The 14,719-nt window shown below is 47.4% G+C and carries 13 protein-coding genes; 10 read left to right on the top strand and 3 right to left on the bottom strand.

The window, feature by feature from the left end:
• Window position 1: 1 nt before the first annotated feature.
• The 10 genes from WH95_RS16820 to WH95_RS16775 all read left to right on the top strand — a co-directional run bounded on the left by WH95_RS16820 (window position 2) and on the right by WH95_RS16775 (window position 11,415).
• Window positions 2-607 (top strand): J domain-containing protein, encoded by a 606-nt coding sequence (locus tag WH95_RS16820; protein WP_046509477.1) that lies wholly within the window; start codon window positions 2-4, stop codon window positions 605-607.
• A 50-nt stretch (window positions 608-657) separates the two neighbouring features.
• Window positions 658-1,653, top strand: coding sequence for a cobaltochelatase subunit CobS (cobS, locus tag WH95_RS16815; RefSeq protein WP_046509475.1), 996 nt, complete (start codon window positions 658-660; stop codon window positions 1,651-1,653).
• A gap of 31 nt (window positions 1,654-1,684) precedes the next feature.
• Window positions 1,685-3,535, top strand: a complete 1,851-nt coding sequence (cobT, locus tag WH95_RS16810; protein ID WP_046509473.1) for a cobaltochelatase subunit CobT — start codon at window positions 1,685-1,687, stop codon at window positions 3,533-3,535.
• A 157-nt stretch (window positions 3,536-3,692) separates the two neighbouring features.
• Window positions 3,693-3,878, top strand: coding sequence for a hemin uptake protein HemP (gene hemP / locus WH95_RS21540; protein WP_113772044.1), 186 nt, complete (start codon window positions 3,693-3,695; stop codon window positions 3,876-3,878).
• 130 nt (window positions 3,879-4,008) lie between these two features.
• Window positions 4,009-6,078 carry a TonB-dependent hemoglobin/transferrin/lactoferrin family receptor gene (locus tag WH95_RS16800; RefSeq protein ID WP_046509471.1) on the top strand — a complete coding sequence of 690 codons (2,070 nt, stop codon included), beginning with the start codon at window positions 4,009-4,011 and terminating at the stop codon, window positions 6,076-6,078.
• Between the two features lie 151 nt (window positions 6,079-6,229).
• Complete coding sequence (locus WH95_RS16795) at window positions 6,230-7,306, top strand: hemin-degrading factor (RefSeq protein ID WP_046509470.1); 1,077 nt, start codon at window positions 6,230-6,232, stop codon at window positions 7,304-7,306.
• 38 nt (window positions 7,307-7,344) lie between these two features.
• Entirely contained in the window at window positions 7,345-8,226 is an 882-nt protein-coding gene (locus WH95_RS16790) for a heme/hemin ABC transporter substrate-binding protein (protein WP_157845993.1), read from the top strand.
• Window positions 8,180-9,319 carry a FecCD family ABC transporter permease gene (locus tag WH95_RS16785; protein WP_245622991.1) on the top strand — a complete coding sequence of 380 codons (1,140 nt, stop codon included), beginning with the start codon at window positions 8,180-8,182 and terminating at the stop codon, window positions 9,317-9,319. The genes WH95_RS16790 and WH95_RS16785 overlap by 47 nt, the downstream gene beginning before the upstream one ends.
• Window positions 9,316-10,107, top strand: a complete 792-nt coding sequence (locus WH95_RS16780) for a heme ABC transporter ATP-binding protein (protein ID WP_046509465.1) — start codon at window positions 9,316-9,318, stop codon at window positions 10,105-10,107. Before WH95_RS16785 ends, WH95_RS16780 begins: the two co-directional genes overlap by 4 nt.
• A gap of 177 nt (window positions 10,108-10,284) precedes the next feature.
• The gene (locus tag WH95_RS16775) at window positions 10,285-11,415 is read left to right on the top strand and encodes an esterase-like activity of phytase family protein (protein ID WP_082114208.1); all 1,131 of its coding nucleotides are present in this window, start codon (window positions 10,285-10,287) and stop codon (window positions 11,413-11,415) included.
• On the opposite strand, the gene rpmB is transcribed toward WH95_RS16775, so the two are convergent.
• The 3 genes from rpmB to WH95_RS16760 form a co-directional block, all read right to left on the bottom strand.
• Window positions 11,382-11,678: a 50S ribosomal protein L28 gene (gene rpmB / locus WH95_RS16770; RefSeq protein WP_046509460.1), complete on the bottom strand. Its 297-nt coding sequence runs from the start codon at window positions 11,676-11,678 to the stop codon at window positions 11,382-11,384. The genes WH95_RS16775 and rpmB overlap by 34 nt on opposite strands.
• A 169-nt stretch (window positions 11,679-11,847) precedes the next feature.
• On the bottom strand, window positions 11,848-12,837 hold the full coding sequence (gene meaB / locus WH95_RS16765) for a methylmalonyl Co-A mutase-associated GTPase MeaB (protein ID WP_046509458.1): 990 nt from the start codon (window positions 12,835-12,837) through the stop codon (window positions 11,848-11,850).
• A 13-nt stretch (window positions 12,838-12,850) separates the two neighbouring features.
• Entirely contained in the window at window positions 12,851-14,713 is a 1,863-nt protein-coding gene (locus WH95_RS16760) for an ABCB family ABC transporter ATP-binding protein/permease (protein WP_046509456.1), read from the bottom strand.
• Window positions 14,714-14,719: the final 6 nt, after the last annotated feature.

The following is a 14,719-nucleotide window of genomic DNA, read 5'->3' as shown; positions in this document are numbered from 1 at the left end:
AATGAAAAGATCAACGCACGATGCCTCATTACAAACGCCTTGGGACCCAGCCAGAGTTAAAAACTGCTGTGAAGCCGAAGGCTGCACGAAAGAGGGTGAGTATCGCGCACCAAAATCCAGAGTAAAGTTAAACAGTTATTATTGGTTCTGTCTTGATCACGTTCGTGAATACAATACAGCCTGGAACTATTGCAAAGATATGGATGTCGCTGACGTCGATAAGTTACGTCGGCAAGACGCCGTCTGGGGCAAACCTACCTGGCCCCTGAATGGCGGCGGTAAAGAAATTTACACCAAAAAACTTGATGATCTGGGAAAAGCATGGCGGTCTTTTGCGGGATATGACAACAAGCAATCAGAACAAACCCGGAAATTTATGCCCGAAGAAGAACGAAAAGCTCTCCGTGTGTTGGGACTCGAAACCATAGAATCCTTAAAAGAGATCAAAAAGCGCTATCTGGCACTGGCAAAAGAACTACACCCGGATACTAATGGTGGCGCAAAAGGAGCAGAAGATCGGCTAAAAAAGGTCAATCAGGCCTATAGCCTTTTAAAAAACAGCATTTTTATAAAAGAAACACTTCAAGAAACCGACCTGACGTCCTAGTGTAGCGTCCGAGAAATAATAACACCCTAACAGCAAGTATGGATGTGACGATGTCCTCTAAAGTAATTGGCCATGGCGAAATGATCATGGGCGGCCCGGATACAACAGTTTCTGCACGTGAAGCTTTTGGTATAGACAGTGATATGCAGGTACCTGCATTCAGTACACGCAACGAATATGTTCCGGAAGAAGATCCAACCTATCAGTTTGATCATGATACGACACTGGCACTACTCGCCGGTTTTGCCTTTAATCGCCGCGTGATGATTCAAGGCTATCACGGAACGGGTAAATCAACCCATATTGAACAGGTTGCATCCCGTCTGAACTGGCCGTGTATTCGTGTCAATCTGGATAGTCACATCAGCCGTATTGATCTTGTCGGTAAAGACGCCATCGTCCTGAAAGAAGGCAAACAGGTTACTGAATTCCGCGAAGGCCTGATGCCTTGGGCGCTACAACGCCCTGTTGCTCTGGTTTTTGATGAATATGATGCAGGCCGTCCTGATGTCATGTTTGTTATTCAGCGTATTCTGGAAGTCGAAGGGCGCCTGACCCTGCTTGACCAGAACCGGGTGATTACACCACATCCATCTTTCAGACTGTTTTCAACAGCGAATACTGTTGGTTTGGGGGACACCACGGGTCTTTACCACGGCACGCAACAGCTGAACCAGGGCCAGATGGACAGATGGAACATTGTTTCCACCTTGAACTACCTGCCACACAAAGACGAAATGAATATCGTTCTGGCCAAACATCCAGAGTACGATACCGAAGAAGATCGCGATCTCATTGCCAATATGGTTTCTTTGGCCGATCTAACCCGAAGCGGCTTTATTAACGGTGATATCTCGACACTTATGAGCCCGCGAACTGTTCTGTCATGGGCCGAGAATGCCAAAATCTTTAATAACATTGATTTTGCTTTCCGCCTCACCTTCCTGAACAAGTGTGATGAAATGGAACGACCACTCGTGGCTGAATACTTCCAAAGATGCTTTGGACGCGAGCTGGTAGACGGCAGTGAAAAACCTTCGTCATAAACGACGAAGAGCAAGACGGTAAGTAGCAGGTATGAGTAAAGCTGAAACGCCTTTAGAACAGTTTAAACGCGCAACATCATCCACAGTCCGCGCCATGGCAAAGAAAAGCGAACTCAGCGTCGTTTTCTCGGCCAATGGTCGCGGTTTGAGTGGTGATGAGCTCAGATTGCCCATACCTGCAAAGGATTTACCTGCAGAGGACGTCCAACGTATTCGCGGACGGGCAGATTCAACATCACTTCGTCTGCGGTACCACGATTCAAAAACACATCAAAAGCTAAAACCTGCCGACAGCCAAGCCGCAGCTATCTTTGATTCGGTTGAACAGGCCAGATGCGAAGCCCTTGGTATGTCTCGTATGGAAGGGGTTGCTCAAAACTTAGAAGCTCTTCACGAAGACACCCTTGATCAAATGGGGTACGGCAATGCTGTTACCTCGGATGATGTTCCCTTGAACGAGGCGATGGCCGTTTTGGCCCGCGAAGCCCTGACCGGAAGACGTCTGGAAAAAACATCCGCCAAGATTGCCGAAATCTGGCGCCCCAATCTCAGTCAGGAAATTTTCGAGACTCTGGAAGGCCTGGGGGAACACGTCACGGATCAGGCAGAGTTTGCGCGGGCGTTGCAAGATCTTCTCGGCCAATTGGATTTTGATGTCGAAGACAGCGAAGAATCCGAGACAGAAGAACAGGACGATCAGGACCAGCTGGACGATACATCTGAAGATCAGGATCAGCAGCAAACGTCCGAGCAATCTGCCCCTATGGAAGCAGAAAGCAGTGACCAAGGTGATGCCGAAGGTGCCCCTGATGACGGCGGGGAAAGTGACGGGCAGCAAATGGATGGACAGGGACAAGAATCAGCGGGTTCTCCTGACCAACAGCCAGATTTTGATCCTAATCACAACTTTTCGGCTGTTCACGGCTATACATCTTTCACCACACAGTTTGACGAAATAATCGAAGCACAGGATCTTTGTGAAGACGAAGAACTATCCCGATTAAGAGAACTGTTGGACAAACAGCTTTCTCATTTACAGGGCGTCATATCCAAACTGGCGAACCGCTTGCAACGGCGTCTGATGGCCCAGCAGACTCGAAACTGGGAATTCAATCTGGAGGAAGGATTACTTGATACTGCACGCCTGACTCGTGTTGTAACGAATCCCTTGCATTCGCTCAGCTTCAAGCAAGAAAGCGATACCGAGTTCAAGGATACCGTTGTAACGCTCTTGATTGATAATTCCGGTTCTATGCGTGGCCGTCCGATTACCATTGCCGCGATGAGTGCAGATATTCTTGCTAGAACCTTGGAACGGTGCGGGGTTAAAGTTGAAATTCTCGGCTTTACCACAAAAATGTGGAAAGGCGGGCAGTCTCGTGAACGCTGGATTGAACAAGGGAAACCTGGAAATCCGGGACGCCTGAATGATCTTCGACACATCATTTACAAAAAAGCCGATGCACCGATGCGCCGGTCCAGAAAAAACCTAGGCCTGATGCTGCGCGAAGGCATCCTGAAAGAAAACATTGATGGTGAAGCTTTATTGTGGGCACATAACCGCTTGCTCGCAAGAACAGAGCACAGACGTATCCTCATGGTTATTTCTGATGGGGCCCCAGTGGATGATTCGACACTATCCGTAAACAGTGGCAGCTATTTGGAAGATCATTTACGCGAAGCCATTGATCTCATTGAAAAACGTTCCCCTGTTGAACTTCTTGCCATCGGCATTGGACACGATGTCACCCGCTATTATAAACGGGCCGTAACGATCAGTGATGCAGAACAACTCGGGGGCATCATGATGGAAAAACTGGCCGAGCTTTTTGCCGAAAGCCCAAGAGGAAACGATAGCTCTCTTGAGAGCATGAAACGTTAAATAGCAAATAACCAGTTACTGTAAATTACCTCCCTTTTTCCCCACAAGCTGACATATCGCTTGTGGGGTTAATTTTAAGAATCATTCGCAAATACACTTGACACTTATCAATCGCAGAACTATTAGTTGCGAATGATTTTCAGTATCGGTTTCAAAGATGGCGTCTGACAACCTCAAGAATACACAAGGCCGCATGGGCGATACCAGCATTGGCTCTGCCCCAATGCCTCGGGTTTCAGCAGAAGCTTTGATGCAAAATACCAGAGAAATTGTCATCGAATATCAAGGTAGTGATTACCGCCTTCGTATTACGTCCAATAATAAACTGATACTCACAAAATAAATTCTCTTGGGTGCAATAGAGAACGCCAGCCAGCTCGCCAATTGTCGAACGAAGACACCTCAAGCCAGCCAGCCAGCAATGTTTATAAAACAACATTAATTGGTTTGCTTTTCGATAAGGTGTCTGACCTGTGCAATATAAATCTTTCAAAGGGCTTTTGCTTGCAAGCGCTGCCCTAACTCTTCTCTCCACGCCCTTGAAGGCGCAGGATAATACAACGGAAACCGGTACAGAGACAGAAAAGCCACCTCAACAATCGGCCCAAAAACTGGCTGGGCCTAAAATACAGACTCTGGATGCGATTTCTGTAACAGCATCACGAACAGAAAAATTAGCTATTGATAGCCCTGCATCTATTTCTATCGTAACCGAACAAGAAATTGAACGCAGACAAGCCGAAACAGTTCATGATCTGTTAAAAGACTTACCCAGTGTAGAGCTCGAAGGTGGTACCCGGCATACTGTTATAAAACCTTCGATCCGTGGATTAGGTGGGCAACGTGTTGTCACCCGAATTGACGGCGCACGTCAAAACTTCAACGCCGGACACAAAGGTGGCTTGTTTGTTGATCCAACCCTATTGAAACAGGTTGAAGTTCTCAGGGGCCCAGCCTCTACCATTCATGGTACAGGTGCTTTGGGGGGCGTTGTTGCCTTTGAAACCAAAAGTGCTGATGACTATCTGGAAGCTGACGAGAAATACGGAGCACAAATCTCAACAGGATTCAGTACCGTTGACAACGGTGTCCATGGAAATATCACTGGCTATGCCCGCCCCATGGATAACATTGATTTGATGGCAAGTGTTACACGCCGCAAAACCGATGATTACAATGCAGGAGACGGCAAAAAAAGAGCCTACACCGACGACGATCTCGTTTCTGGTCTTATAAAAGGCGGCATCGACATCGCCGATTTCCACCGTATAGGGCTTTCCTATAGACTATATCGCGATGACCATAACCTGCCAGCCACGCCCGACGGGTTAAGCACATCGTCTATAGTTGAACGCAAAAGCAAAGAAGATAGCTTTGTTTTCGATTATAGCTATGACAACCCCGACAATCAGTGGTTTGATACATCAATCAAAGCCTATTATGACACGACAGATATCGATGAAGTGAGAATTTCTGATCGTCGTCATCAGGAAAGAACATTGGAAACGTTGGGCCTGGAAGGCTTCAACACATCTTATCTGAGCCTGCATGAAAATGCCGAACTTGCCGTAACCATCGGCGGTGAAATTTTCCAGGACACCCAAGAAGGGGAAAGTAATGGTGCCCCAATTGGCGGTTATCCAGATGCAGAACGTAACATCTATGGTGTTTACCTAGATAACACTTTGACGCTTTTTGAAGACTTGGAACTCACAGCTGGTATTCGCTATGATTCCTATTCACTAGAAGCTGATGGACAGGAAGATTCTGAAGAGACATCAACCTCTCCCCGTTTTGCCGTCAGCTATCAAGTACTGCCGTTCTTGCAACCCTATGTAAGTTATGCAGAAGCTTTCAGAGCACCATCACTCGGTGAAACATACGCATCCGGCCTTCATTTTCCCGGCGGCGGCCCCATCCCAAATAACTTCTTTGTCGCGAACCCTGATTTGAAACCGGAAACGGCCAAAACATGGGAAATAGGTACAAACATCAAACAAGATGGCCTGTTTATGGAAGATGACTCGCTGCGTGCAAAGGTTTCATACTTCAGAAACAACGTCGATGATTTCATTGAACTGGACGTAGATGTATCTGGCGGCACAACGACAAGCAGCAATGTCACAAAAGCCCGAATTCAAGGCTTCGAAGCTGAAATTCATTATGACACGCCTACCGTTTATGGCTCTCTAAGTGGTTCAAGAATTCGTGGTAAAAACACAGATACCTCTGAAGCTCTATCAGGGATAGCAGGGGACAAAGCAGCCTTAATGTTGGGCTACCACTTTCAAAGCATCAACCTTGATGTCGGTGGGCGTGCCCTTGCTGTGCGGGAACAAAAGCGCGTTCCAAACGGTAATGACGAAATCGACGGCTACGCCACATTTGATGTCTTCACCTCTTGGGATGCCGATGATTACGTTCCCGGCCTGAAAATCAACGCCGGTATCGATAATATTCTCGATAAAAATTACAGACGTGGCGCGGCTGTTCTGGATGAACCCGGGCGTAACTTCAAAGTAACAGCCAGTTTAAAATTCTAAGCTTGGAATCCCTAACCATGAAACACCCGGACCATAAATCACAATGATCACCCTTAATCCAGCCAAGAAAAAAGCTGTCAGGCCTGAAACGACAAAATAACAGGCACAACAAAATTCACCCCTTAAAGGGTAAGCAATCAGGAGCTTTATCATGAACACCACACTCTCTGTTGAATACAAATCGCCATCAAATGCCTGGACCGATCTAAGCGCTGGAACAGCAAAAGGTTATGCGCGTGATATCGCCCGGGCGATGAATATCACAGAGGCGCAGCTTGTTGCAGCGGGTGTGGGTGATAACGTCATCCGTCTAGAGGCTGACTGGGGGCAGCTTGTACAGGAACTTGGTTCTCTTGGTAATGTTAAAATCATTACACGTAACGAACATGCTGTTCATGAAAAGGTCGGTCTCTTTGATAAAATCAGTGCAAAAGGCCCCATGGGGATCGTCCTTAACCGCGAGATTGACCTAAGGCTATTCCTCACAAAATGGGCGTTTGGCTTTGCCGTCACAACAAAAACAAACAATGGAACAAGAAAAAGCTTTCAGTTTTTTGACCACGAAGGCACTGCTATTCACAAAATCTTCCTGACTGAAGACTCTCACGAAGATGCTTATCAGACACTTATTGATCGCTATAAAGCAACTGAACAGTCTTCAGAACTTCTGATGGAAAGTTATGATCCTGCCAGCGCTCCTGTTGCTGATAACACGATTGATCTTGAAGCCCTGAAAAGTGAATGGGCGGCACTCAAGGATGTTCATCAGTTCCACGGACTTTTAAGAAAACATAATTGTGATCGCCACCAAAGTTTCAGACTTATTGGCAAAGAATTTGCCGAGAAGCTAACACCGACAGCCTTAAAGAACGTCTTGGAACAATCCGTCACCGACAATATTTCCATTATGGTTTTTGTTGGCAACAAAGGCTGCATTCAAATTCACACAGGTCATATTGAAAAAGTTAAAGAAATGGGGCCTTGGATCAACATTCTTGACCCCGGATTCAATCTACACCTCAGACAAGATCACATTGCCGAGATCTGGTTGGTTAGAAAACCTACCAAAGATGGCGTTATCACGACCCTCGAAATTTTCAATGACAAACAGGAAAATTTCGCCCTGCTGTGCGGGGAACGCGAAATGGGTCAACCAGAAAACACTGCCTGGCAAAACATGGTGGAAAATCTTGAACGACATGCAGCTGCTTCAGAAGCCGCAGAATAGTTGCCAGAAAACGTAACAAAATGGATAAAGATACCCCCATGTCCTTCAACCCAGCCCATCTACCAAAATTCTATAAAGCGATTGTCGCATTTGTAGCCTGTCTTTTGATCGCCATGATCAGTAAACAAGCAAACGCAGATGCAAAGCGAATCATTACGCTTGGAGGTCCGGTAACAGAAATTGTCTATGCACTTGAGGCAGGTGATAAAATTGTCGCCACAGACACCACAAGTAAGTATCCCGCAGAAGTACTTGGCTTGCCTAAAGTGGGTTATATGAGGCAACTTTCCGCAGAAGGTCTCTTGAGTCTAAAACCTGACTTGATTCTTGCATTAGAAGGATCAGGGCCCTCACATGTTCTGGAAACCATTCAGGCCGCAGGCATTAAGGTTGTTGAGATACCGGAGCTGGTCAATACCAAGTCAATTGTTACAGGCATTGATCTGATCGCAGCCCAAACGAACAAACAGGCCTTGGGTAAATCCCTCAGCACAGCCATATCAACACAGCTTCAGAAGCAGCATACAAAAATCAAGGACCTGCCCGAAAAACCGTCTGTTCTTTTCCTTCTCAATACAGGTCACGGAGGTCCCATGACGGCAGGAAAAAACACCGCAATAGATACAATTATTACCTATTCAGGAGGTAAAAATATTGCCTCGGATTTGGAAAGTTTCAAACCCTTAGCCAGTGAATACATTCTCGGCAATAACCCGGATTATATCTTGATGTCTGATCGGTTTCTCGCAAATAGCGGAGGGTTGAAAGCTTTGGCCAAAGACCCGTTGTTGGGAAAACTGTCAGCTGTACAGAATGGACGCATTGTAACTTTGGATGGCACGCTTTTATTTGGGTTGGGGCCGCGAACTATTGATGCCGTCGAGACCTTGTCTTCCCAAATTAAAAAACAAAAGCCTTGAAGCAGCCATGACCCAGACCCTGACCGCGACCTCAACACGTCGCCAACAAGCTCACCTGAAAAAGCCTTACTACATTTTGGGGGGGCTTTTTTTGCTTCTTGTTCTATCGTCGGTCATATCATTGGGGATTGGAGGGGTCGCAATTTCGCCCCTGTCCAACATTGAACATTTCGCTTCCTACCTAGGCCTTAGCGAAAGTACGTTGGAATTGCATCAGCAACTGGTTATCGAATCAATTCGTCTTCCCCGAATTGTTCTGGGGCTTGTTATTGGTGCATCCCTGGGGCTTTCCGGGGCCGTTTTGCAAAGCCTTTTCCGAAATCCCTTGGCCGATCCTGGACTCATTGGTGTTTCCTCGGGTGCAGCCTTGGCCGTAGTTTGTATAATCGTACTGGGCGACACTTACTTTACCGCCTTTTTAGAATTAACCCGCAGTTTTGCACTTCCCGTTGCCGCCTTTGCAGGCAGCTTGCTAACAACTGCCCTAATTTATCACCTATCCAGACGTGACGGCCTGACAGATGTCGCCATGATGGTCCTGATGGGCATTGCGGTGAATGCGATTGTTGGCTCTCTTATCGGTCTACTGACTTACCTGGCCGATGATACAGAACTAAGATCCCTAACCTTTTGGTCGATGGGAAGCCTTGCAGGCGCGGGCCAAACGGCATGGCCTTCTATAGCTATTATGGTTATCGCGTCACTCTTTCTCCTAAAGCTTTCAAGTCCTCTCAACCTATTCCTTCTTGGTGAAGCCGAAGCCCATCATCTTGGCATTCCAACAGAACGCGTCAAGCAACAGGCCGCAATTGCAGCTGCTTGCGCGACAGGTGCTGCCGTTGCCGCAGCGGGCATGATTGGCTTTATTGGATTGATCGCCCCGCACCTTTCCCGCTTGATTGGTGGTGCTGATAACCGCTTTGTTCTGCCCGCCGCAGCCCTTATTGGGGCGAACCTTATTGTTATTGCCGATACGATTTCTCGGATAATTGTGTTGCCTGCCGAACTCCCTATCGGGCTGGTCACAAGCTTTATCGGCGGTCCCTTCTTCTTCGCCCTTCTGTTCCGTGAATTCAAAAAGAGGCGCATGTGACTCTCAAAGCAACCGCAATTGATGTAGAGATTAATTCTGCAAAATTACTACACAATGTTTCCCTAGAGCTTACCCCGGGCAAACTTCTAGGGGTCTTGGGGCCCAACGGTGCTGGCAAATCAACGCTTCTAAAAGTACTATCTGGTGATCTGGCCCCATCAGGGGGAACAGTTACTCTTGACGATATTCCTCTTCACAATTGGCAAAGCATAGATCTCGCCAAACGACGTGCCGTCATGCCCCAAGCATCGCAGCTGGCTTTTCCTTTTTCTGCACGTGATGTCGTTTCCATGGGACGATGGCCCTACGAAAAACTGTGTTCGCCCTTCATCAACAGACTCGCGGTAGAAAAAGCCATGATCCTTGCTGATGTCAAACACCTTGCTGATCGCCTCTACCCCGTCCTGTCAGGCGGGGAAAAACAACGCGTACAACTTGCCAGGGCCTTAACCCAGAGCATCGGTCTGACAGACGATACAGAAACAAAATGTCTGTTACTGGATGAACCAACCGCAGGGCTGGATATTGCACATCAACATGCTGTTCTGGCCGCAGCAAGGAAGCAGTGTAAAGAACGAAATACCGCGGGTCTTGCCATTCTCCACGACCTCAATCAGGCGGCTCAATATTGTGATTCAATTGCCATTATTTCAAATGGCACATTAATATCCAACGGGCCAACCCTAGAGGTTATGAAACCGGAACTGTTGTCTGATATTTTCAGTTGCACCATATCAAGGTCTTTGAACGTTGCATCTGAAACGCCTGTCTTTCTTTCTTCAATCTGAACCTAGAGAACGTCTTTGGATCTGTTCTAGCAGTTTTACAAAGCTTGTTTCAGAGTGACCAAAATAATTTGCCTTACAAAAGTCACAGCCTATTCACCATAAGTTCATAAAGAATGCCTCATAATAACTATCCAAGAATAAGTAGGCGTACCGAAAATAAATGGGGCAGAGGCAAACATGATCACCAGAGTCCTATGCACTATAGCCGTTATAGCTACCAGTTTAATGGGCTATACTGCCTATCTGGACAGAAATCTCGAAGTCATAGAAGCCGCTAAAATCCCCCTCACCATCAAGGCAGTTCCTGCGCCAAGCCAAGAGTTCGTCAACAAAACCACAGAGCTTAATCAAGCCCCCACTCTTCTTTGGCGCGGGGGCATCAAGATCACTTCACCTCATAAACGCTTCGGTGGCTTGTCCGGATTGGAGGTTTCTTCCGATGGGCGTTCTCTTTTGGCTATCGGTGACAAAGGCCTCTGGCTTACCGGACGCTTGAATTACGGTTTAAACGGCAACCTTCTATCCCTTACAAACGGTTTACTGTCCACAATGCAGGGATCCAAAGGCCAGAATTTGGTCCGTAAAAAAGACCGGGACAGTGAGTCAATTGCGCTGGCAGATAATGGAGCTGTCTATGTCAGCTTTGAACGCGACCATCGTATTCTTGAATATGCAGCGCCTCTGACAATGACCACAGGTGCAATTGCTTTACCACAGGACTTCACAGATATTGCATCAAACAATCGCGGCATAGAGGCCCTGACCTGGCTTTCCGGTAACTGCCTTCTCGCCATCCCGGAACGCACCACAGTTTCGGCGAAAACATCTAAACAAGAGAGCGTCATAGAAGCTTATCTATGGCACCAACAAAATTGGGATAAACTTTATCTTGAGTCTCATAAAAACTACCTCCCCACAGGGTTAAGCAGTACCCCTCAAGGTGATTTATTACTTCTGGAGAGAGAGTTTTCTTTTCTGGAAGGCTTCAAGACCAGCTTGCGGTTCTTTCCTGCATCTGAAATTCAAACTGCTCTATCCCTACAGGGCTATGTAATGCGGGGGGATGTACTCGCCACGTTTGAAGGCGCAGAATCCATTGATAATATGGAAGGGATCAGTAGCCGGATCGGCGAAAACGGCGAAACCCTGATCTATCTTTTATCAGATGACAATCTTAGCTTCGCGCAAGATACATTGTTATTGATGTTTGAATTACAGAAACAAAGAAAGCCCGCTGGCCAAAGCACAGCGGGCTGTTCTAAGAATAAGACTGCTTATTCAGCTGCTTTGGAAACCAAAGCTTTCTGAACGCGCTTTTTCATTTCCCGAGCTTTTTTGCCCAGTTTTTCAGATGGTGTTGACAGCAAGAATGCGTCAAGACCACCGCGCTTTTCGATGGTGCGGATAGCTGCAGTGCTCAGACGGAACTGAACAGTCTGACCTAGAGCATCGCTCAACATCGAAGTCTTCTGAAGATTTGGCAGGAAGCGACGCCGTGTTCTATTCTTAGCGTGGCTCACATTGTTGCCAGTCTGTACCTCTTTGCCGGTAAAGTCACAACGGCGTGCCATGGTTTTAATCCCGTAAACTCGATGAAAATAAAAATCTAATGCCGATACGTCGGCTCGGCGCGAGTTTTAGGACACAGTGGCCCAAGGGTCAAGATAAAAGCACGATTCATTCAAAGATTCGTAACGAATCTGTAAAAACGCCGCGTTTACAGCGATTTATTACCCCACCTCAGGGCTTGAGAAAGATGTTCAGCAGCTTTCTCGCCGCCGTCGCGGGTGCAATCTTACCAGAAATCACTTCGGATTCCACCTTTTCAAGCGCCTTATCAATCTCTGGCTTATCTTTAAAAGCAAGCAGAAGAGATTCTTTAATCTCACTCCACATCCATGAGACGGCCTGTTTCACCCGCTTGTCTGGTATTTCGTTACTTTCCCAAAGCTTGGTTCTGAATTCTTCTATTGCAGACCAGATCTCATCAATGCCTTCATTGTTCAGGGCAGAGCACTTTTTAACCCTGGGCTTCCAATTGGGGCTAGAAGGTCGCATCAACCCCAAAGCCGCATGATATTCAGCAGCAGCACGATTTGCTGCTGGCGCAAGGTCGCCATCGGCCTTATTCACCACGACCATATCCGCCAGTTCCATGATCCCTTTTTTAATCCCTTGCAGCTCGTCACCGCCGCTTGGCAGTAATAAGAGCAAGAACATATCGACCATCTCTGCAACAGCCGTTTCCGACTGGCCAACCCCCACGGTCTCAATCAGAATGACATCAAAACCCGATGCTTCGCATAGCAGCATCGCTTCCCGGGTTCGCCGGGCAACCCCGCCAAGCGTTGTTCCGGCCGGAGAAGGGCGTATAAAAGCGGCCTCTTGCCTGGACAGGATCTCCATCCGGGTCTTATCACCAAGGATCGAACCACCAGTCCGCTGTGACGACGGATCAATAGCCAAGACAGCAACCCGAAAACCTTTACCGATCAGATGCATGCCAAAAGATTCAATAAAGGTCGATTTACCAACCCCCGGAACACCGGAAATACCAATCCGGATAGATTTTCCGCTCATCGGCAGGATTTGTTCCAGCAAACGATCAGCGTCTTCCCGATGATCTGACCGTGTTGATTCAATAAGGGTGATTGCCTGTGCCAAAGCACGCCGTTGTCCATCAGCGATACCCTCAACCAGCTTATCGATCTTACCCTTATCTTTCGTCATAATGCCGTTTTACCTACTCGTCTCTCTCGCCAACGATATCATCTTGCCCAGCTGCCTTTTCAACCTCGGCAACCTTCTGGGCGACTTCCAATTGACGTCGCCACATTTCAGCATAGTGACCTTCTTTTTCGAGCAGCTCACGATGCGTGCCACGCTCTTCAATCCGACCCTGTTCAAGGACGATGATCTCGTCGGCATCAACAACCGTCGAAAGACGGTGGGCAATAACCAACGTGGTTCTATCTTTCGATACATCATTGAGGCTTGCCTGAATTTCCTGCTCTGTACGACTGTCCAATGCAGATGTTGCCTCATCAAACAGCATAATTGACGGATTTTTGAGAACTGTTCTGGCAATGGCAACGCGCTGTTTTTCACCACCAGACAGTTTCAATCCACGCTCGCCCACGACGGAATCGTACCCATCCGGCAAGGACAGAACAAAGTCATGAATTTTGGCCAACTTGGCCGCTGCTTCGACCTCTTCACGTGTCGCATCAGGCCGACCATAGGCAATATTGTAGAGAATTGTATCGTTAAATAGCACCGTGTCTTGCGGAACAATACCAATGGCCTGACGAAGAGATCCCTGTTTGACCTTGGCGATATTTTGTCCATCGATCAGGACTTCGCCTGCATCCAGATCGTAAAAACGGAAAAGCAGTCGGCTAATTGTTGATTTGCCTGCACCACTTGCTCCCACAATGGCAAGCTTCTTACCCGCAGGAACTGTAAAGCTGACACCTTTGAGAATAGGACGTCGTTCGTCGTAGCCAAACTGACAATCCTTAAATTCAATTTTTGCGCCACTGACGGTTAGATCTTTGGCTCCTGGTTCATCTTTGATTTCCAGATCCTTATGGAGCAATTCGAACATGGTGTGCATATCAATAAGTGCCTGACGAATTTCCCGATAGACAAATCCCAGAAAGTTCAACGGCATTGCAAGCTGAAGCAGATAAGCGTTCACCATGACAAAGTCACCGACGGTCATTGTTCCCTCAACAACACCGTAGGCAGACATAATCATCATCAAGCTGGCCCCAAGGGAAATAACCCCGGACTGAACAATATTCAGGCTTGAAAGGCTTGTCCGACTGCGAATGGCGGCCTGTTCATAGGCGGCCAGACCACGGTCATATCGCTTGGCTTCGTGTTCTTCATTGCCAAAATATTTCACTGTTTCAAAATTCAAGAGACTATCAACAGCTTTGGTGTTGGCATCATTATCAGCCGCATTCATATCGCGGCGCAGTGTTATGCGCCATTCAGTAATTCGAAGCGTCAGGAAAATATAGGCAAGGATTGTCACAAGCGGGACAACCGCAAAGCGCCAATCAAACAAAACCCACAACAAAATACAGACGACTGTGATCTCAATAAGGGTCGGGATGACATTGAACATCAAGAAGGTGAGCATAAACTCAATCCCCTTGGTTCCCCGATCAATGGCGCGGGTTACGCCCCCCGTTCTTCGTTCGATATGAAACCGCAGCGAAAGCGAATGTAAATGTCGGAAGGTAACCAGCGCCACACTTCGAATGGCATTCTGCACAACCTTGGCAAACAGACCCTCGCGAATGTTATCAAAGGCAATCGCCCCAACTCTGGCCACTCCATAGGCAATCAATAGGCCAAGCGGAACAACCAACAACGTTGGATCGTCGATACTCAGGGCATCAACCGCCCCCTTTAGAATATAAGGCACGGATACGTTTGTGAGCTTTGCAAAAATAAGAAGAGCAAAACAAAAGATAATCCGCGCCTTTAGATCAAAGCGACCTTCTGGCCAGAAATAAGGGAGCAGTGTCTTTAAAGTATCCAGCTGGCTATTTTCGCCTTCTGGTTTGGGCACATCTTCACGCATCCGGCGCATATATCA

The sequence above is a fragment of the Kiloniella litopenaei genome (genome assembly GCF_000982415.1).
Lineage (GTDB): Bacteria > Pseudomonadota > Alphaproteobacteria > Kiloniellales > Kiloniellaceae > Kiloniella > Kiloniella litopenaei.
This window is presented reverse-complemented; position numbering and strand designations above follow the sequence as displayed.